16 protein-coding genes are annotated in these 20,767 nt (G+C 63.1%); 15 read left to right on the top strand and 1 reads right to left on the bottom strand.

Annotation, left to right across the window (positions count from 1 at the left end):
* The first annotated feature begins 10 nt into the window (after positions 1-10).
* The 7 genes from gloB to OKW40_RS10765 all read left to right on the top strand — a co-directional run bounded on the left by gloB (position 11) and on the right by OKW40_RS10765 (position 10,345).
* Complete coding sequence (gene gloB / locus OKW40_RS10795) at positions 11-802, top strand: hydroxyacylglutathione hydrolase (RefSeq protein WP_090801121.1); 792 nt, start codon at positions 11-13, stop codon at positions 800-802.
* A 157-nt stretch (positions 803-959) separates the two neighbouring features.
* Positions 960-2,648, top strand: a complete 1,689-nt coding sequence (locus OKW40_RS10790; RefSeq protein ID WP_429489670.1) for a transglycosylase SLT domain-containing protein — start codon at positions 960-962, stop codon at positions 2,646-2,648.
* Between the two features lie 263 nt (positions 2,649-2,911).
* Positions 2,912-4,153 carry an MFS transporter gene (locus OKW40_RS10785; protein ID WP_429404955.1) on the top strand — a complete coding sequence of 414 codons (1,242 nt, stop codon included), beginning with the start codon at positions 2,912-2,914 and terminating at the stop codon, positions 4,151-4,153.
* Between the two features lie 464 nt (positions 4,154-4,617).
* On the top strand, positions 4,618-5,772 hold the full coding sequence (gene carA / locus OKW40_RS10780) for a glutamine-hydrolyzing carbamoyl-phosphate synthase small subunit (RefSeq protein WP_090801117.1): 1,155 nt from the start codon (positions 4,618-4,620) through the stop codon (positions 5,770-5,772).
* Positions 5,773-5,930: 158 nt separating this feature from the next.
* The gene (gene carB / locus OKW40_RS10775) at positions 5,931-9,185 is read left to right on the top strand and encodes a carbamoyl-phosphate synthase large subunit (protein WP_429489668.1); all 3,255 of its coding nucleotides are present in this window, start codon (positions 5,931-5,933) and stop codon (positions 9,183-9,185) included.
* A 153-nt stretch (positions 9,186-9,338) separates the two neighbouring features.
* A complete protein-coding gene (gene greA, locus OKW40_RS10770) occupies positions 9,339-9,815 on the top strand; it encodes a transcription elongation factor GreA (protein WP_062127755.1) in 477 nt (158 codons plus the stop codon).
* A gap of 20 nt (positions 9,816-9,835) precedes the next feature.
* Positions 9,836-10,345: a DUF4149 domain-containing protein gene (locus OKW40_RS10765; protein WP_026225946.1), complete on the top strand. Its 510-nt coding sequence runs from the start codon at positions 9,836-9,838 to the stop codon at positions 10,343-10,345.
* A 201-nt stretch (positions 10,346-10,546) separates the two neighbouring features.
* Here OKW40_RS10765 and OKW40_RS10760 read toward each other — a convergent pair whose 3' ends face one another.
* Positions 10,547-11,074, bottom strand: a complete 528-nt coding sequence (locus tag OKW40_RS10760) for a YhbY family RNA-binding protein (RefSeq protein WP_026225945.1) — start codon at positions 11,072-11,074, stop codon at positions 10,547-10,549.
* A gap of 197 nt (positions 11,075-11,271) precedes the next feature.
* Here OKW40_RS10760 and OKW40_RS10755 point away from each other — a divergent pair, with 197 nt between their 5' ends.
* The 8 genes from OKW40_RS10755 (at position 11,272) to pstB (ending at position 20,756) form a co-directional block, all read left to right on the top strand.
* A complete protein-coding gene (locus OKW40_RS10755) occupies positions 11,272-11,934 on the top strand; it encodes an RlmE family RNA methyltransferase (protein ID WP_184028328.1) in 663 nt (220 codons plus the stop codon).
* Positions 11,935-12,124: 190 nt separating this feature from the next.
* Entirely contained in the window at positions 12,125-14,014 is a 1,890-nt protein-coding gene (ftsH, locus tag OKW40_RS10750; protein WP_018421239.1) for an ATP-dependent zinc metalloprotease FtsH, read from the top strand.
* A gap of 83 nt (positions 14,015-14,097) precedes the next feature.
* Entirely contained in the window at positions 14,098-14,997 is a 900-nt protein-coding gene (folP, locus tag OKW40_RS10745; RefSeq protein ID WP_409259409.1) for a dihydropteroate synthase, read from the top strand.
* A 29-nt stretch (positions 14,998-15,026) separates the two neighbouring features.
* Positions 15,027-16,385 carry a phosphoglucosamine mutase gene (gene glmM, locus OKW40_RS10740; protein ID WP_429489666.1) on the top strand — a complete coding sequence of 453 codons (1,359 nt, stop codon included), beginning with the start codon at positions 15,027-15,029 and terminating at the stop codon, positions 16,383-16,385.
* A 419-nt stretch (positions 16,386-16,804) separates the two neighbouring features.
* Positions 16,805-17,836 carry a phosphate ABC transporter substrate-binding protein PstS gene (gene pstS, locus OKW40_RS10735; protein WP_184061442.1) on the top strand — a complete coding sequence of 344 codons (1,032 nt, stop codon included), beginning with the start codon at positions 16,805-16,807 and terminating at the stop codon, positions 17,834-17,836.
* Positions 17,837-17,996: 160 nt separating this feature from the next.
* Positions 17,997-18,998 carry a phosphate ABC transporter permease PstC gene (gene pstC / locus OKW40_RS10730; RefSeq protein WP_429489664.1) on the top strand — a complete coding sequence of 334 codons (1,002 nt, stop codon included), beginning with the start codon at positions 17,997-17,999 and terminating at the stop codon, positions 18,996-18,998.
* A complete protein-coding gene (gene pstA / locus OKW40_RS10725; protein ID WP_187610850.1) occupies positions 18,995-19,891 on the top strand; it encodes a phosphate ABC transporter permease PstA in 897 nt (298 codons plus the stop codon). Before pstC ends, pstA begins: the two co-directional genes overlap by 4 nt.
* Positions 19,892-19,907: 16 nt before the next feature.
* Positions 19,908-20,756, top strand: coding sequence for a phosphate ABC transporter ATP-binding protein PstB (gene pstB, locus OKW40_RS10720; RefSeq protein ID WP_184061444.1), 849 nt, complete (start codon positions 19,908-19,910; stop codon positions 20,754-20,756).
* The last annotated feature ends 11 nt before the right edge of the window (positions 20,757-20,767 follow it).

The following is a 20,767-nucleotide window of genomic DNA, read 5'->3' as shown; positions in this document are numbered from 1 at the left end:
TGCGTCGCCTATGAATGCGCTCGAGTACGTACCGGTCCCGGCGTTTGAAGACAATTACATCTGGGTCATTGCCGACGGACACCACGCGGTCGTCGTCGATCCGGGCGAAGCCGCCCCTGTGCGCGCCTGTCTGGCCCAACGAGGCTGGCGGCTGAGCGCTATTTTACTCACGCACCATCATCAAGACCACGTCGGCGGGGTGGCCGATCTGCTGAACGGCCAGGACGTGCCGGTCTACGGCCCCGCCGGCGAAGCGATCGCGCACCTGACACATCGTCTCAAGAGTGGCGATCACGTGACGATCGCTGCACCCGCACTTGAATTCAGCGTGCTCGACGTGCCCGGACACACGAGCGGACACATCGCCTATTTCCAGGCGGCCGATACGCGCGGCACGCCGCACGTGTTTTGCGGCGACACACTGTTCGCGTGCGGTTGCGGGCGCCTTTTCGAAGGCACGCCGCAGCAGATGCTGAATTCGCTCGATGCGCTCGCCGCGCTGCCCGGCGCAACCGAAGTGCACTGCGCACACGAATACACGCTGTCGAACATTCGCTTCGCGCTCGCTTGCGAGCCGCACAATGCCGAACTGCAGGCGTGGCGCGACAAGGCGAACGAATTGCGCGCCCGCCACCAGCCGACGCTGCCGACCACGATTGCGCACGAGCTCGCGGTCAATCCGTTCCTGCGCGCAGGCGAGCCGGCGATCCAGTCGAACCTCGAAGCACGATTGCACGAAACGGTGTCTGACCGGCTGAAGGCCTTCACATTGATGCGCGAATGGAAGAACCGCTTCCGTTGATCCGGAGCGCATTCGGCGGTTCTTCACGCGATGAATCGGAAAAATTCGCCAAGCCCCAGATTTGGTTGATTTTTTTCTTGATTTTCCAATTGACGGAAACGTTGACGTTTCGTACTATCGGCTGCAAATTCCAGCCCTTGTGGAAACCGAGACGTTCATGCGATTTATCTTAAGTGCGTTATTGGTCCTGACACTCGCCGCGTGCGCGAGTCAGGGACCGACGACGAATACCGCCACTAACCCCGCCAGCCAGCAGGCCGTAGCCGACGCCCTTCGCAAGAACGCCACCGCTAAAGAAACCATCAACGTCGACCAGAGCTCCGTCAATCAGTTGACGAGCCAGGACGCCGATCTGTGGGGCCGCATTCGGCGTGGCTTCCAGATGCCGGACCTGCAGAGCGACCTCGTCGACATGCAGCTGAACTGGTATCTGCAGCGTCCCGATTACGTGCAGCGCATGACCGAGCGCTCGCAGAAATACCTGTATCACATCGTCGAGGAACTTGAGTCGCGCCATATGCCGACCGAGCTCGCGCTCTTGCCGTTCATCGAGTCTGCATATAGCCCGCAGGCTTTGTCGGTCGCCAAGGCTGCGGGTATGTGGCAGTTCATGCCGGGCACGGGCCGGACCTACAACCTTAAGCAGAACATGTGGCAGGACGAGCGCCGCGACGTGCTTGCGTCGACCAGTGCCGCGCTCGACTACCTGTCGAACCTGCACGACATGTTCGGCGACTGGCAGCTCGCGCTCGCTGCGTATAACTGGGGCGAGGGCAACGTGCAGCGCGCGATCGCGCGCAACGAGGCGGCGGGTCTGCCGACCGACTACATGAGCCTGCGTCTGCCGAACGAAACGCGCAACTACGTGCCGAAGCTGCAAGCGGTCAAGAACCTCGTGATGAACCCGCAGATGTACGGGCTCACCCTGCCGTCTATTCCGAACCACCCGTACTTCGTGACGGTCACGACCTCGCACGACATCGACGTCGACGTCGCCGCGCGGCTCGCCAATATGTCGACGGACGAGTTCCGTTCGCTGAACCCGTCGTTCAGGAAGCCGGTGATTCTCGGCGCGACGCAGCCGCAGATTCTGTTGCCTTTCGACAACGCGTCCGCGTTCGAGCGCAATCTGAAAACGTACTCGGGCTCGCTGTCGTCCTGGACCACCTACACGGTCGACGCACGCGCGACGCCCGCGGCGATCGCACAGAAGATCGGCGTCGACCCCGACACGCTGATGGAAGTGAACAAGATTCCGGTCGGTATGCGCCTGAAGCCGGGCTCGACGATCGTCGTGCCGCGCGGCTCGGACGACGACGAGGACATCAGCGCCGACGTCGCCGAAAGCGCGGTGCTCGCGATGGAACCCGACGTACCCGACACGCGCAAGATGCTGATCCGCGTGCGTCGCAATCAGTCGATGGCGGCCATCGCGGTGCGCTACGGCGTGTCGGTCGGTCAGCTGAAGGCGTGGAACAGGACGCATCGCGATCAGGTTTCGCGCGGCCAGGTGATCGTGCTGCACGTGCCGGTCGGCAAGCCGGTACCCAGCGAGCCGGGTCCGGAAAAGATCGCCGCCGATGTGCAAGGCGGCAGTGTGCAGAAGATTGGCGTCCACGTCGCAGACACACACGGTGAATCGCGCTACGATAAGAAGAAAGGGCGCGGCCACTCCGCCATCGTCAAGGTCTCCGAGCCGGGCGGCAAGGGTACCAAGCCGGCGGCGCCCGTTGCCAGCAAGGGCAAGGTCGAGAAGGTCTCGGCCTCGGAGCCCGGCAAGGCGTCGAAGGCCGCGGCTGAGAGCCGCCCGAAGACCGTGGCCAACGCGAAGAAGAAGGGTAAATAGACCAATAGCGGCTCTCACGGTAGTGACCACATGCGTTGCGGGGGCAGCGCATGGATTGCGCTCCGATCACGTACCGTGTTCATCCAACGCCGTCACCTCAGGGTGACGGCGTTTTTCATTGCGCGGACGATTCCTGCGCGTTTGCGGTATTTACTTTATTGTTCGTGCTTCGGCCGCGTTGGCCGCGGGGTGCCGGTCCGTCCTGATCCGTCCGAACCTCGGGAGAGGTTCTTAAGGTCATTTCCAGGTTTACTTCCTGATTTATGTCGTCGACCCAACTGCGCGTCTTTCTGCTTTTTTCCGCCGGCTACTTCGTCTCTTACGTGTTTCGCGGCGTCAATCTTGGTTTCGCGCCGTTCATCACGCGCGATCTCGGTCTGTCAGCCGCCGATCTGGGTGTGCTGACGAGTCTGTATTTCCTCGGTTTCGCGGGCGCGCAGATCCCCGCTGGCGTGCTGCTCGATCACTTCGGCGCGCGTCGCGTGACGTCCGTCACGCTGCTTTTTGCCGCGCTCGGCATCTGGGTATTCGGCGCCGCGCACAGTCTCGGCATGATGATGGTCGGGCGGCTGCTGATCGGCGTTGGCGTGTCGGTGTGTCTCGGCGCCGCGTTCAAGGCGCTCGCGCAGCATTTTCCGGTGGCGCGTTTGCCATTGATGAACGGGCTTGTAATGGCGATCGGCGGTTTCGGCGGCGTGATGGTCGGTTCGCCGCTCACGTGGGTGCTCGGTTTTTCCAGCTGGCGCCCGGTTTGCGTCGGACTCGGTGTGCTGACGGTAGCGGTTGCGCTCGCGCAATGGACGCTCGCTCCGGACGCGCGCGAAACGCATCGCCAGGCGAGCATCGTCGCGCAGTTCAAGGGTACGTGGCACATCCTGCGCAGCGCGGCATTCTGGAAAATCGCGTCGTTCTCGGTCGTTACGCAAGGCGTCTTCTACGCGATGCAGTCGTTGTGGGTCGGAGCATGGCTGCGCGATGTACAAGGCTTCGAGCCGCACCAGGCGGCGGCGCTCGTGTCGATTCTCGGCTTCGCGATGATGGCCGGCTGCGTCGGTTTCGGCGCGGCGGCGCGTACTCTCGAGCGGCGCGGCCTCTCGCTGTACGCGTTCTGCGGCATCGGCATGGCGCTATATGTGCTGACGCAGATGCTCATCATGTTTAACGCGCCGTTGCCGGCGAGCCTGTTGTGGGCCGCCTACGGCATCTTCGGCGGCACCGGGATTCTCAGCTACGCGGTGATGGCGCGGCATTTCCCGCCGCAGATGATCGGCCGCGTCAACACGACGCTGACGCTAATTATTTTTCTGCTGATCTTCGGTTTCCAGATCGGCGTTGGCGCGGTGCTGTCGCACTGGCCGGCGAGCGGCGGGCATTACCCGGCGCTCGCGCATCTGAGCGCGTGGAAAATCCTCGTCGCGCTGCAAGTGCTGAGTGCGATCTGGTACGTGTTGCCGGGTCGGCAGCTTGCCCGTTCGGGCGAGATGTGCGCGGAACAGGAGGCCTGAACGGCCGCGCCAGGCCTTGCGTCGGACCCGGAGGAGCCGCCACGGCGGTTCGGTCCCCGTCACAATAGTGGTGTCTCGACAGAACCGCATGGACAGGCGTGGCAAGTACCTGGCGACGCGGCCCGGCAAGGCTTTGAAGGTCCGCCCAGGCACGTCGCCTCAACGCCTCGTCCTATCTCCCATTTGGAGGGAACAGTGGATTCAGGCTATAATTTGAAGGTTTGAGCTTATCCACCCGCACCCTAGCGCCTACCTCCCCCATACCGTTCATCCGCCGCGCGCCATTGGCGTAGCAAGAAGGGCTCCACACCCAGCCGAGTCGTCCACACAATGGACCCATCGCGCCCCTTGCAGCGTCACCGGCAGCTCGCGAGCGAGTCTGCGCGCGCATCCACGATGTGTTTCGCTGCGGCTTGCAATTGGATAGACAGGTGGCAACAGGGTGTTCCCCCAAGGAGTCTCCCGTGTTGCCGTCATTTTCTCCCGCTCTACTCGCGCTCGCCGACGGCACGGTCTTTCGTGGTTATTCGATCGGCGCCCCCGGGCATACCATCGGTGAAGTCGTGTTCAACACTGCCATCACCGGCTATCAGGAAATCCTGACTGACCCGAGCTACGCGCGCCAGATCGTGACCCTCACGTACCCGCATATCGGCAACGTCGGCGTGAACGCCGAAGACGTCGAAGCGACGAAAGTCCATGCCGCCGGCCTGATCATCCGTGATCTGCCGGTTCTCGCGTCGAACTTCCGCATGGAGGGCACGCTCCCGCAATATCTGCAGGACGAAGGCGTGGTCGCCATCGCCGGCATCGACACTCGCAAGCTGACCCGCCTCCTGCGCGACAAGGGCGCGCAAAACGGCGCGATCCTCGCTGGTTCCGACGACGAAGCGAAGGCCATCGAACTCGCGCGCTCGTTCCCGGGTCTCGCCGGCATGGACCTCGCGAAGGTCGTGTCGACCCAGGAAACCTACGAGTGGACCAAAACCGAATGGCGTCTGGGCACGGGCTACGGCGAGCAGAAAGCGCCGACGTACCGCGTGGTCGCATTCGACTACGGCGTCAAGCAGAACATCCTGCGCATGCTGGCCGAGCGCGGCTGCCATGTCACCGTGCTGCCGGCGCAAGCGAGCGCCGCTGACGCGCTCGAGCTCAACCCCGACGGCGTGTTCCTGTCGAACGGCCCGGGCGACCCTGAGCCGTGCGACTACGCGATCGCGGCGACCAGGGAGTTCATCGAGCGCGGCATTCCGACCTTCGGCATTTGCCTGGGCCACCAGATCATGGGCCTCGCGGTCGGCGCGAAGACGATGAAGATGAAGACCGGCCATCACGGCGCGAACCATCCGGTCAAGGATCTCGAAGACGGCCGCGTGGTGATCACGTCGCAGAACCATGGTTTCGCGGTCGATGCCGACACGCTGCCCGCCAACGCGCGCGTGACCCACGTGTCGCTGTTCGACGGCACGCTGCAGGGCTTCGCGCTGACCGACAAGCCGGCGTTCTGCTTCCAGGGCCACCCGGAAGCATCGCCCGGTCCGAACGACATCGCGTACCTGTTCGACCGCTTCACCGCGTTGATGGACGCGCACAAGAACGGCAAGAGCGCAGCGGCTTGAAGTAGTACAGGCCGGCCGCAGGGGCCAGCCGGAAACGGCTCGCGGCGGCCGCCGCAGCCCGCGGCGCTACGCGGCGGGCATGCCGCGAAACAGCGCGCGCAACGTGAAAACGGCGCGCGCCGACGGAAAGAATTCAGGAATACATTAGCGAGAGCGTTATGCCCAAGCGGACAGACATCAAGAGCATCCTCATCATCGGCGCGGGTCCGATCATCATCGGTCAGGCGTGCGAGTTCGATTATTCGGGCGCGCAGGCATGCAAGGCGCTGCGTGAGGAAGGCTACAAGGTCATTCTCGTCAACAGCAATCCGGCGACGATCATGACCGACCCGAACACGGCCGACGTGACCTATATCGAGCCGATCACGTGGGAAGTGGTCGAGCGCATCATCGCGAAGGAGCGCCCGGACGCGATCCTGCCGACGATGGGCGGCCAGACCGCGCTGAACTGCGCGCTCGACCTGCACGCGCACGGCGTGCTGGCGAAGTACGAGGTCGAGCTGATCGGCGCATCGCCGGAAGCGATCGACAAGGCGGAAGACCGCCAGAAGTTCAAGGACGCGATGACCAAGATCGGCCTCGGTTCGGCCAAGTCGGGCACCGCGCATTCGATGGAAGAAGCGCTGCAGGTGCAGGCGAAGATCGCCGCGGAAACTGGCAGCGGCGGCTATCCGGTCGTGATCCGTCCGTCGTTCACGCTGGGCGGCTCGGGCGGCGGCATCGCGTACAACCGCGACGAGTTCGAAGAGATCTGCAAGCGTGGGCTCGACCTGTCGCCGACGCGCGAACTGCTGATCGAAGAGTCGCTGCTCGGCTGGAAAGAGTACGAGATGGAAGTGGTCCGCGACAAGGCGGATAACTGCATCATCGTCTGCTCGATCGAAAACCTCGACCCGATGGGCATCCATACCGGCGACTCGATCACGGTCGCGCCGGCGCAGACCCTGACCGACAAGGAATACCAGATTCTGCGTAACGCGTCGCTCGCGGTGCTGCGCGAGATCGGCGTCGACACGGGCGGCTCGAACGTGCAGTTCTCGATCAATCCGGAAGACGGCCGGATGATCGTGATCGAAATGAACCCGCGCGTGTCGCGTTCGTCGGCGCTGGCGTCGAAGGCAACCGGCTTCCCGATCGCGAAGGTGGCGGCGAAGCTCGCGGTCGGGTACACGCTGGATGAACTCAGGAACGAAATCACCGGCGGCCTGACCCCGGCGTCGTTCGAACCGACGATCGACTACGTCGTCACGAAGATCCCCCGTTTCGCGTTCGAGAAATTCCGTGAAGCCGATTCGCGCCTGACCACGCAGATGAAGTCGGTCGGCGAAGTGATGGCGATCGGCCGCACGTTCCAGGAGTCGTTCCAGAAGGCGCTGCGCGGCCTCGAAGTCGGCGTCGACGGTCTCGATGAAAAGACCGCCAATCGCGATGAGATCATCCGCGAGATCGGCGAAGCTGGTCCGGATCGCATCTGGTATGTTGGCGACGCGTTCCGTGTGGGCATGAGCGCGCAAGAGATCTTCGAGGAAACCGCGATCGACCCGTGGTTCCTCGCGCAGATCGAACAGATCGTGCTGAAGGAAAAGGCGCTGGCAGGCCGCGCGCTGGCGAGCCTGACGAAGGAGGAGCTGAAGTATCTGAAACAGAGCGGCTTCTCGGATCGTCGTCTGGCCAAGCTGCTCGGCGCGAAGCCGGCGGACGTGCGCGCGCGTCGTATCGAGTTGAACGTGCGTCCGGTGTATAAGCGCGTCGACACCTGCGCGGCCGAGTTCGCAACCAGGACCGCGTACATGTACTCGACGTACGAGGAAGAGTGCGAAGCGAATCCGACCAGCAACAGGAAGATCATGGTGCTGGGCGGCGGCCCGAACCGGATCGGCCAGGGTATCGAGTTCGACTACTGCTGCGTGCATGCCGCGCTCGCGATGCGCGAGGACGGCTATGAAACGATCATGGTCAACTGCAACCCCGAAACCGTGTCGACCGACTACGACACCTCCGACCGTCTGTACTTCGAATCGCTGACGCTCGAAGACGTGCTCGAAATCGTCGACAAGGAAAAACCCGTCGGCGTGATCGTGCAGTACGGCGGCCAGACGCCGCTGAAGCTCGCGCTCGACCTCGAGGCGAACGGTGTGCCGATCATCGGTACGTCGCCGGACATGATCGACGCGGCCGAAGACCGCGAGCGCTTCCAGAAGCTGCTGCAGGACCTCGGTCTGCGCCAGCCGCCGAACCGCACCGCGCGCGCCGAAGACGAAGCACTGAAGCTCGCCGACGAAATCGGCTATCCGCTCGTCGTGCGTCCGTCGTACGTGCTGGGCGGCCGCGCGATGGAAATCGTCCACGAGCCGCGAGATCTCGAGCGCTATATGCGCGAGGCGGTGAAGGTGTCGAACGACTCGCCGGTGCTGCTCGACCGCTTCCTGAACGACGCGATCGAATGCGACGTGGATTGCATTTCCGATGGCGATGCCGTGTTCATCGGCGGCGTGATGGAGCACATCGAACAGGCGGGCGTGCACTCGGGCGACTCGGCCTGCTCGCTGCCGCCGTATTCGCTATCGAGGGCGACCATCGCCGAACTGAAGCGCCAGACCGCTGCGATGGCGAAGGCGCTGAACGTGGTCGGCCTGATGAACGTGCAGTTCGCGATCCAGCAGGTACCGCAGGCTGACGGCTCGAAGGACGACATCATCTACGTGCTCGAAGTGAACCCGCGCGCGTCGCGCACGGTGCCGTACGTGTCGAAGGCGACCAGCCTGCCGCTCGCGAAGATCGCAGCGCGCGCGATGGTCGGCCAGAAGCTCGCCGCGCAAGGCGTGACGAAGGAAGTCGAGCCGCCGTACTTCAGCGTGAAGGAAGCGGTGTTCCCGTTCGTCAAGTTCCCGGCGGTCGACCCGGTGCTCGGACCTGAAATGCGTTCGACCGGCGAAGTGATGGGCGTCGGCCAGACGTTCGGCGAGGCTCTGTTCAAGTCACAGCTCGCGGCGGGTTCGCGTCTGCCCGAATCGGGCACGGTGCTGCTGACCGTGATGGACGCCGACAAACCGAAGGCAGTCGAAGTCGCGCGCATGCTGCACGAGCTCGGCTACCCGATCGTCGCGACCAAGGGCACGGCTGCCGCGATCGAAGCGGCCGGCGTGCCAGTCAAGGTCGTCAACAAGGTGAAGGACGGCCGTCCGCACATCGTCGACATGATCAAGAACGGCGAGATCGCGCTCGTCTTCACGACCGTCGACGAAACGCGCGCGGCGATCGCCGATTCGCGTTCGATCCGCATGAGCGCGCAGGCGAACAAGGTCACCTACTACACGACGATGTCGGGCGCACGCGCGGCGGTGGAGGGTCTTCGTTATCTGAAGAACCTGGAAGTCTATGATTTACAAGGACTCCATGCTCGCCTAAACTAAGGCTTCGACTAGCTGTCCAAGATGTAAGTGCCGCGGTTAAGCGGCGTTCCGCAGGTGTTGCGGCCCGGGTTTGTCCACGGGCGGCGGCTTTCGCGGAATGCACTTAACCGCGGTGATTTTTTTTATGGCCGTTTTTTGCCTCCAGAGTTGTTTATGAGCACTATTCCATTGACGAAGCGCGGCGCAGACATGCTGCGCGATGAATTGCAGCGCCTGAAATCGGTTGAACGTCCGGCCGTGATCAACTCGATCGCGGAAGCGCGCGCCCAAGGCGATCTGTCGGAAAACGCGGAATACGACGCTGCGAAGGAAAAGCAGGGCTTCATCGAAGGCCGTATCGCCGAAATCGAGTCGAAGCTCGCGGGCGCGCAGGTGATCGATCCGTCGCAAGTGGAAGCGGACGGCCGCGTGGTGTTCGGCGCGACGCTCGAGCTCGAAGACCTCGAGTCGGGCGCGTCGGTCAAATACCAGATCGTCGGCGACGACGAAGCGGACATCGACCACGGCCTGATCTCGATTAGCTCGCCGATCGCGCGTGCGCTGATCGGCAAGTCGGAAGGCGACGTCGCGTCGGTGCAAGCGCCGGGCGGCGTGCGCGAATACGAAATCATCGCGGTCAGCTACGTCTGAGGGTGGCGCCGGTGTCTTTGATGCCGCATCGTTTTTTCCGCCTGTTGACGGTGGTGTGGGTCGGTAGTCTGTTGACTATCGGCTATGCGGTTGCGCCCGTGCTGTTCACGACGCTCGACCGGATGACGGCGGGCGCCGTCGCCGCGCAGCTGTTTCGTATTCAGGGTGTGATTGGCGTCGTGTGCGGCATTTTGCTGCTCGGTCTCGCCAATTTGCTCGTGCGGCGCGGGAGTGGCGCATATCGCCGCTTGCGCTGGCTGCTCGCCGGTATGCTCGTATGCGTGCTGGTTGGCTATTTCGCGTTGCAGCCGTTCATGAACGCGATGCGCGTGGCGGCGCTCGAGGCGGGCAGCGACATCGGGCATTCCGTTTATGCGACGCGCTTCGGCATCCTGCATGGCGTGTCCAGTCTGTTCTACCTGATCGAGAGCCTGCTAGGGGTTGCGCTCGTTTGGCTGCTGCCGGCGCCTGTTGGTGCCGCGGCCGAGGAAGAGGGCGCGCGCGGCGTCACGGGCAAGGTGGCGGGCTGAAGCTCGCGGGTGGCTGATGGTGTGACGGTGCGCGTGCCATGGCCGCGGGGTCGATGCCGATGCTCGCGATGAACCTCACATTGCGACGAATCGTCGCGATTCCGGTGTCCAACTACGGTTCATTCGCGCTGCTTCGGGCCTCGCGCTCAAGGCCGCCAATGCGCAGTGCGGAGTCGGTCCGCACCTTGGGCGCGTGTTCTCTTACTTCGACTGATGCGAACGCTTTGCGCTGGTTTGACGCTTCTTCGCGCGCTTGATGTTGCCGCCCTGCGTCACGCGTTCATTGCCGCGCACCAGCACCGCTTTCGCTCGCGGCTTGCGCATCGGCACGTCGGTCGGCTTGGCGACCTTGACGATGCGGGGTGCGCGTCCCTTGGCCGGCCGGGTTTCTTCGGCTGCCGCTTCGCGGGCGCTCGGCAACGCGCCGCGCTTCGCTTTTGCCGCCGGCTGTGCCGATTCTGGCTTCCAGATCACGAGCAGCTTGCCGATATGCTGGATCGGTGCAGCGTTCAGCGCGTCGCAGATTTCTTCGTAGATAGCGATGCGCTCCTCGCGCTCATCGCCGAACACGCGAATTTTGATCAGTTGATGCGCGGCGAGGTGCACCTTGATTTCGGCGAGCACAGCGTCGGTCAAGCCTTCGGCGCCGACGAGCACGACCGGTTTGAGCGCATGTGCCTGGGAGCGCAACTCGGCGCGTTGGTCGGAAGAGACTTTGAGGGCTGGCATGGAAAGTGGAAGACTCGACTAAAATGGCGGCTCCTGCGTTTTCGTCCGATCGCCGAGCGATTCGGGCGACTCGATTCAGCAGGGCGCGCGTCAGAACAACAGAATCGCGGATCGCCGCCAGTCTGGCGGGGGCCGCGCGAATTAACCGCGTATTATCCCCTAAAGCGCGACCCGACGCAGCAATAGTTAAATCTTTAATGGCAAAAAACAAGTTCAATACCGCGTGGCTGCACGACCACATCAACGATCCGTACGTCAAAATGGCGCAGCGGGAAGGTTATCGCGCCCGCGCGGCCTACAAACTCAAGGAAATCGACGAGCAGGACAAGCTGATCCGTCCCGGGCAGGTGATCGTCGATCTCGGTTCCTCGCCGGGCAGCTGGAGCCAGTACGTGCGCAACAAGCTTGCGGGCGGCTCGCAGCGCAACGCGGAGCGCGAAGGTGGCATCGACGGCACGATCATCGCTTTGGACATTCTGCCGATGGAGCCGGTGGCCGACGTGCACTTCATCCAGGGCGATTTCCGCGAAGACTCGGTGCTGGTCCAGCTCGAAGAATTGGTCGGTGCGCGCCAGGTAGACCTTGTAATTTCGGATATGGCGCCCAACCTGTCGGGCGTGGCGATCGCGGATGCGGCGCGGATCGAGCATTTATGCGATCTCGCGCTCGAATTCGCGCAAAATCACCTGAAGCCGGATGGTGCCCTTTTAGTCAAATGCTTTCATGGCAGCGGATATAGTCAGATTGTCGAAAAGTTCAAACGCCAATTCAAGGTGGTGGCGGCCCGCAAGCCGAAGGCGTCGCGGGATAAATCGTCAGAAACATTTATTTTGGGTAAGCATCTGAAGCGTCCCGCATAGGGATGCGGCGAGCCGGTTCCATCTCTGCCAATAATTAGCCCGATGCGTCCGGAGACGGGCGTCAAGCCGGCCCGCTACCCTATTTCCGTGGTAGTGAAACCTTATGGCAGGGGTCTGCGGACTGGATTAGAATGCTTTCGTGGTGCCGCAAGGCAAATGTAGGCGCCCGTCTAAGTGAAGGAGTGGTGCTTTGAACAACAATATGTTTTCGAAAGCAGCAGTGTGGCTGGTGATCGCACTGGTGCTGTTTACGGTGTTCAAGCAGTTCGACAAGCCCCGTGTCCAGGAAGGCGTTTCCTATTCGCAGTTCATGGACGACGCGAAGAACGGCAAAGTCAAGAACGTCATTGTCCAGGGGCGGAACCTCACGGTCACTCCAGCAGACGGCCAGAAGTACCAGATCGTGTCGCCCGGCGACATCTGGATGGTCGGCGATCTGATGAAGTATGGCGTACAGGTGAGCGGCAAGGCTGACGACGAACCCAATGCACTGATGTCCGTGCTGTATTACCTCGGACCGACGATCCTGATCATCGGTTTCTGGTTTTACATGATGCGACAGATGCAGGGGGGCGGCAAAGGCGGGGCCTTCTCGTTTGGCAAGTCGCGCGCGCGACTGATCGACGAGAACAACAACGCAATCAATTTCACCGACGTCGCCGGTTGCGACGAAGCCAAGGAAGAAGTGTCGGAACTCGTCGACTTCCTGCGCGATCCGCAGAAATTCCAGAAGCTCGGTGGTCGTATTCCGCGCGGCGTGCTGCTCGTTGGCCCGCCGGGAACCGGTAAGACGCTGCTCGCGCGCGCCATCGCCGGCGAGGCGAAGGTGCCGTTCTTCAGCATTTCAGGTTCAGATTTCGTGGAAATGTTCGTCGGCGTCGGCGCGGCTCGCGTGCGCGACATGTTCGAGCAGGCCAAGAAGCACGCACCGTGTATCGTGTTCATCGACGAAATCGACGCGGTCGGCCGTCATCGAGGCGCCGGCATGGGCGGCGGTAACGACGAGCGCGAACAGACGCTGAACCAGATGCTCGTCGAAATGGACGGCTTCGAGGCGAACTCGGGCGTCATCGTCATCGCCGCGACGAACCGTTCGGATGTGCTCGACAAGGCGCTGTTGCGTCCGGGCCGTTTCGACCGTCAGGTGTACGTGGGTCTGCCCGATATTCGCGGCCGCGAGCACATCATGAAGGTGCACCTGCGCAAGGTGCCGATCTCGAACGACGTCGATGCGGCAGTGATCGCGCGCGGCACGCCGGGTTTCTCGGGCGCAGATCTCGCAAACCTCGTCAACGAAGCGGCACTGTTCGCGGCGCGCCGCGGCAAGCGCATCGTCGAAATGACGGACTTCGAGGACGCGAAGGACAAGATCTTCATGGGTCCAGAGCGCAAGTCGGCTGTGATCCGCGAAGAATCGAAGCGTGCTACCGCGTATCACGAATCGGGTCATGCGGTGATCGCGAAGCTGTTGCCGAAGGCCGATCCGGTGCACAAGGTCACGATCATTCCGCGCGGCCGTGCGCTGGGCGTCACATGGCAGTTGCCGGAGCATGACAACGAAACGTACTCGAAGGAATATCTGCTCGACCGTCTTGCCATCCTGTTCGGTGGCCGCGTCGCGGAAGAGCTGTTCCTGAACCTGATCAGCACCGGTGCGTCGGACGACTTCAACAAAGCGACGCAGACGGCTCGCGCAATGGTTGCCCGCTTCGGCATGACGGATGCGCTCGGACCGATGGTCTATGTCGATGACGAGAACGACGCTTCGCCGTTCGGCCGAGGCTTCACGCGGACCATTTCGGAAGCGACGCAACAGAAGGTCGACGCGGAAATCCGTCATGTGCTGGACGAGCAGTACAATCTCGCACGGCGCCTGCTCGAAGAGAACCGCGACAAGGTCGAAGCGATGACCGCCGCACTGATGGAGTGGGAGACGATCGACGCCGATCAGATCAACGACATCATGGCAGGCCGTCCGCCGCGTTCGCCGAAGAGCTCGCCGCCGTCGGCAAGCGACGCCTCGTCGGGCGGCAGCCCGGGCACCGAAGTCAAGCCGGGCAGCGCAACCGCGCCGGCCTGATCGGCAGCCAGTAGAAAGTGCGGGCCGGTGTGCTACACACCGGCCCGTTTTGCATTTATCCGTTCCAAGTGAAGCATTGCTACGTGTCGAAAGTCGATTCTTCTTCCGTACCCCTTCCAGAGCCGCTGCAGTGTGGCCGCTTCAAGCTGACGTTCGAACGCCCGTTGGTCATGGGCATCCTGAACGTCACTCCCGATTCCTTTTCCGATGGCGGCAAGTTCGCGACACGCGGCGATGCGCTGCGCCAGGCCGAGCGCATGATGCTCGAGGGCGCGGACATCATCGATATCGGCGGGGAATCGACGCGTCCTGGCGCGCCGCCGGTGCCGCTCGACGAAGAGCTGGAGCGCGTGTTGCCGCTCGTCGAGCAACTGCGTGGCGCGAACGTGCCATTGTCGGTTGATACGTACAAGCCGGAAGTGATGCGTCATGCGTTGAACGCGGGCGCCGACCTGATCAACGACATCTGGGGCTTCCGCATGCCCGGCGCGATCGACGCGGTGCGCGACAGCGACTGCGGCCTTTGTGTCATGCATATGCTAGGTGAGCCGCAGACCATGCAGCTGGGCGAGCCGCACTATGACGACGTCGTCGGCGAAGTGCGCCACTTCCTCGAGGAGCGTGTCGCGACGTTGCAGCAGGCGGGGATTGCGCGCGAGCGTATCAGCGTCGATCCGGGTTTCGGCTTCGGCAAGGTCGTCGTCGAGCATAACTACGCGCTGCTCGCGCATCTGCGCGACACGGCCCCGCGCGCCGCTTCGCCGTATCCGATTCTTGCGGGCATGTCGCGCAAGTCGATGGTTGGCGCGGTGACGGGGCGGCCGGCGCCGGAGCGCGTGGCCGGCAGCATCGCCGCGGCGGTGTGCGCGGCCGAACGGGGCGCCGCGATTCTGCGCGTACACGACGTCGCGCAAACAGTCGATGCATTGAAAGTATGGGCAACCCTGCGCGACGCGGACAAGCAGAGCCGCGCGCACGGTTGAACCCGCAGCCACGGACAGGGAGAACAAACATGGCACGTCGTTACTTCGGAACGGACGGCATTCGGGGCAAGGTCGGCGAAGGCCCGATCACGCCGGAATTCGTGTTGCGGCTCGGCTATGCGGCCGGCAAGGTGCTCGCGGGCGCCGATCAATGGGCGAAAACAGGCACCCGTCCGACCGTGCTGATCGGCAAGGACACGCGGGTGTCGGGCTACATGCTCGAAGCCGCGCTCGAATCGGGCTTCTCGGCCGCCGGCGTCGACGTGATGCTGGCCGGCCCGATGCCGACACCCGGCATCGCCTATCTGACGCGCGCACTGCGGCTTGCCGCGGGTGTCGTGATCAGCGCATCGCACAACCCGTACTACGACAACGGCATCAAGTTCTTCTCGGCCGACGGCAACAAGCTGCCGGACGACGTCGAGGCGCAGATCGAGGAGCAGCTCGAACTGCCGCTCGCGTGCGCGGCCTCCGAGCAACTGGGCAAAGCGCGCCGTCTCGATGACGCAGGTGGCCGCTACATCGAGTTCTGCAAGAGCACGTTCCCGGCCGCGTACGACCTGCGCGGCATGAAGCTCGTCGTCGATTGCGCGCATGGCGCCGCGTACGACGTCGCGCCGCACGTGTTCCATGAGCTCGGCGCGGAAGTGATCCCGATCGGCGTCTCGCCGAACGGCTTCAATATCAACGACGGCGTCGGCGCGACCGCGCCGGATGCGCTGGTTCGCGCGGTGCGCGCGAACCACGCGGACCTCGGTATCGCGCTCGATGGCGACGCCGACCGTCTGCAGGTCGTCGACGAGTCTGGCCGCCTTTTCAACGGCGACGAGCTGTTGTACGTGCTGGTCAAGGACCGTATCGCGACCGCCGGCCACGTGGAAGGAGCGGTCGGCACGCTGATGACCAACATGGCCGTGGAGGTCGCGCTGCAGAATGCCGGCGTCAAGTTCGTGCGCGCCGCGGTCGGCGACCGCTATGTGCTCGAACAGCTTCGCGAGCACGGCTGGCAGCTCGGCGCCGAAGGTTCAGGCCACATCCTGTCACTCGATCGCCATTCGACCGGCGACGGCATCGTGTCCGCTCTGCTCGTGCTGGCGGCGATGCAGCGCAGCGGCAAATCGCTCACGGATCTGCTCGACGGTGTCACCCTGTTTCCGCAGAAGCTGATCAACGTGCGCATGAAGCCCGGCTCGGACTGGAAGGGCAGCGAGACGATCCGCAGTGCGATCAAGGTGGCCGAAGGCGCGCTCGACGGCCGCGGCCGCGTGCTGATCCGCGCGTCGGGCACCGAGCCGGTACTGCGCGTGATGGTGGAGGCGCAGAACGCCGCGGACGCGCTCGAGCATTCTGAAGCGATTGCCGAAGCCGTGCGGGTAGCGACGGCCTGATCGATTCCCGAGTCGACGGCGGGCGGTGGCGACCGCTTGCCGCCTGCCTGAGCGTCGCAAGCAGAAGATTCAGCGGGCTCCATAAACTGGGCGGCCGGGCTTTCACACCCAACGAAGGCTCATTCCTCACCCCATCGAATCCACTCCGCAGCCGCCAAAAGGACGGCACATCCCGCACAAAAACGTCCTCCGCGCGCAGCGCAAACGTTCGCGCCCCATCTTTTTTGTCTACCTCGAAAAATGCGATGCAACGGGCATCGGCACAGCGGCAATTCGGCGGCTTCGGCACCTTTCACGGGGTAATATTACTGTCACATCTGATTCATTATCAGTCACGTTTTTGTCATAAAGAGACCCTAAGCTTCGCGGTGTTCGAGTTTCACGCTCACACCACACGCTCACACCCCCTTGGAGGTCTCATGAAATTGATGCAAACCGTGTTCGCTGGCGTCGCTGGCGCGCTCTTCGCAATCGCAGCGCAAGCCGCAGACATCACCGGCGCGGGCAGCACGTTCGCGGCACCGATTTACACGAAGTGGGCCGACGCTTATCAGAAGACCGGCGGCGGCAAGGTTAACTACCAAGGCATCGGTTCGTCGGGCGGCATCAAGCAGATCGAGGCGAAGACCGTCGATTTCGCAGGGTCGGACGCTCCGCTGAAGGACGACGAACTCGCGAAGGCAGGCCTGTTCCAGTTCCCGACGGTGGTCGGCGGCGTGGTGCCGGCAGTCAACGTGCCGGGCGTCAAGCCGGGCGAACTGGTGCTGTCGGGTGAAGTGCTCGGTGACATCTACCTGGGCAAGATCAAGAAGTGGAACGACCCGGCAATCGTCGCGCTGAACCCGAAGGTCAAGCTGCCGGATCTGGACATCGCCGTGGTGCGCCGCGCCGACGGTTCGGGCACCAGCTTCATCTGGACGAACTACCTGTCGAAGGTCAACCCGGAATGGAAGACGAAGGTCGGTGAAGGTGCGACGGTCAACTGGCCGACCGGCACGGGCGGCAAGGGCAACGACGGCGTCGCGGCTTTCGTGCAGCGTCTGCCGGGCGCGATCGGTTACGTCGAATGGGCGTACGCCAAGCAGAACCACATGAACTACGTCGCGATGAAGAACGAATCCGGCGCGGTGGTTCAGCCGGAGACCGACACGTTCAAGGCAGCGGCGGCTGGCGCCGACTGGTCGAAGTCGTTCTATCAGATCCTGACGAACGAGCCGGGCAAGAACGCATGGCCGATCGTTGGCGCGACGTTCGTGCTGCTGCACACGACGCAGGACAAGGCACCGCAAGGCTCGGAAACGCTGAAGTTCTTCGACTGGGCGTTCAAGAACGGCGGCCAGGCTGCGAACGATCTGGACTACATCTCGCTGCCGCAGTCGGTCGTCTCGGAAATCCGCACGCAGTGGAAGCAGAAGGTCAAGGATTCGGCAGGCAAGACGCTCGCCGAGTAACAGGCGTAAGCTGGCGCGGTCGATCTGGGCCGCGCCCTGTAGCACCCCGGCCGTCCTCGTGCGAGGACGGCCTGTGACTTTCACGCGGCATGCGCCGCATGCATCACCGACCGCCCGACATGTGTCGTCCGGCAACTGGAAACAGGTCCCTCAGGCTCTCATGTCCGATATTCATTTAGCGTCCGGCACGAGCCGGGCCACTCCGCCTGGCCGCGCGTCGCAGCAAAAAGCGCCTGGCCGCTCGGGCGATGTGATCTTCGGCGGCCTCGCACGCCTTTCCGCCATCGTCACGCTGCTGCTGCTCGGCGGCATCATCGTGTCGCTGATCGTCGCCTCGATGCCGTCGATTCGCGAGTTCGGTCTCGCGTTCCTGTGGACGGCGGTGTGGGATCCACCCAGCAACCAATTCGGCGCGCTCGTGCCGATCTACGGCACTCTCGCGACGTCGATCATCGCTCTCCTTATCGCGGTGCCCGTCAGCTTCGGTATCGCGCTATTTCTGACCGAACTGTCGCCCGCGTGGCTGCGCCGGCCGCTCGGCATCGCGATCGAGCTGCTCGCCGCGATTCCGTCGATCGTGTACGGCATGTGGGGTCTGCTCGTGTTCGCGCCGATCTTCGCGGTGTGGTTCCAGAAGCCGCTAGGCGCGGTGCTCGGCGGCATTCCGATCGTCGGCGCGCTGTTCGCCGGTCCGCCGATCGGCATCGGCATTCTGTGCGCGGGCGTGATCCTTGCGATCATGATCATCCCGTACATCGCAGCGGTGATGCGCGACGTGTTCGAAGTGACGCCGGTGCTGCTGAAGGAATCGGCGTACGGTATCGGCTGCACGACGTGGGAAGTGATGTGGAAGATCGTGCTGCCGTTCACCAGGAGCGGTGTGATCGGCGGCGTCATGCTCGGTCTCGGCCGCGCGCTGGGTGAGACGATGGCGGTCACGTTCGTAATCGGCAACACCAACCTGCTCGACAATATTTCGCTGTTTTCGCCGGGCAACAGCATCACGTCGGCGCTCGCCAACGAGTTCGCGGAAGCGGAGCCGGGCCTGCATACGTCGGCGCTGATGGAGCTCGGCCTGATCCTGTTCGTGATTACATTCATCGTGCTGGCGATTTCGAAAATGATGCTGCTGCGTCTCGAGAAAGGGGAGGGCGCGAAATGAGCGGGCCGTCCCTGAACATGCCGGGTCTGAAGGACGCCGCGACGCTGGAAACGATGCGCGTGCGTCTGCAAGGGCGCCGTCGCATGACCAACGCGCTTGCGCTGACGCTGTCGCTCGCGGCGATGGCGTTCGGCCTGCTGTGGCTCGTGTGGATTCTCTATACGACGCTGCGTCTCGGTATCGGTGGTCTGTCGATCGAGCTGTTCACGCAGTCGACGCCGCCGCCGAACACCGATGGCGGCGGTCTCGCCAATGCGATCGTCGGCAGCCTGTTGCTGGTCGGGCTCGCGACCTTCGTCGGCACGCCGATCGGCATCATGGCGGGCGTCTATCTCGCCGAATACGGCCAGAAAGGCTGGCTCGCGAACCTCACGCGCTTCATCAACGATATCCTGCTGTCGGCGCCGTCGATCGTCATCGGTCTGTTCGTCTACGCGCTCGTCGTCGTGAAGATGGGCCACTTCAGCGGCTGGGCCGGCGTGCTCTCACTGGCGCTGCTGCAGATTCCGATCGTGATTCGCACGACCGAAAACATGCTGAAGCTCGTGCCGAATGCGATGCGTGAAGCCGCGTTCGCGCTCGGCACGCCGAAGTGGAAGATGGTGCTGTCGATCACGCTGAAGGCGTCGATCGCGGGCATCGTCACCGGTGTGCTGCTCGGTGTCGCGCGAATTGCCGGCGAAACCGCACCGCTGCTCTTCACCGCTTTGTCGAACCAGTTCTTCTCGGTCGATATGGGTCAGCCGGTCGCGAACCTGCCGGTCACGATCTACAAGTTTGCGATGAGCCCGTTCGCGCAGTGGCAATCGCTCGCGTGGGCCGGCGTCTTTCTGATCACGCTCGCGGTGCTGGGACTGAACGTCCTCGCGCGCACGATCTTCTCGAACAAGTAAGGGCGGAGTGAATCCGATGAACATGGCAGAAACCCAACTCAATCCGATCGGGCACGCAGCCGCGCCCGCGGGCTCCGACCCCGAACACAGCGCTCAAGCGCAAACCCCGTCGCGTCCGAAGATCGAGGTCAAGGACCTCAACTTCTTCTACGGCAAGTATCACGCGCTGAAGAACATCAATCTGCAGATTCCCGAAGGCAAGGTGACCGCGTTCATCGGCCCGTCGGGCTGCGGCAAGTCCACGCTGCTGCGTACCTTCAACAAGATGTACGCGCTCTATCCGGAGCAGCGCGCGGAAGGCGAGATCGTGATGGACGGCGAAAACCTGCTGACCATGCGCCAGGACATTTCGCTGCTGCGCGCGCGCATCGGCATGGTGTTCCAGAAGCCGACGCCGTTCCCGATGTCGATCTACGACAACATCGCTTTCGGCGTGAAGATGTTCGAGAAGCTGTCGCGCTCGGAAATGGACGACCGCGTCGAATGGGCGCTGACCAAGGCGGCGCTGTGGAACGAGGTGAAGGACAAGCTCGGCCAGAGCGGCTACGGTTTGTCGGGCGGCCAGCAGCAGCGTCTGTGCATCGCGCGCGGTATTGCAATTCGCCCCGAAGTGCTGCTGCTCGACGAGCCGTGCTCGGCGCTCGACCCGATTTCGACGGGCCGTATCGAAGAGCTGATCGCTGAACTCAAGAGCGACTACACGGTGGTGATCGTCACGCACAACATGCAGCAGGCGGCCCGCTGTTCGGACTACACTGCCTATATGTACCTCGGCGAACTGATCGAATTCGGCGACACCGAAAAGATCTTCATCAAGCCGGTCCGCAAGGAAACCGAGGACTACATCACTGGCCGCTTCGGCTAATCCGCCGGGCA

The sequence above is a fragment of the Paraburkholderia sp. RAU6.4a genome (assembly GCF_050435625.1).
GTDB classification, from domain to species: domain Bacteria; phylum Pseudomonadota; class Gammaproteobacteria; order Burkholderiales; family Burkholderiaceae; genus Paraburkholderia; species Paraburkholderia tuberum.
Note: the sequence above shows the minus strand (reverse complement) of the source record. Positions and strands in the feature narration are given on the sequence as shown.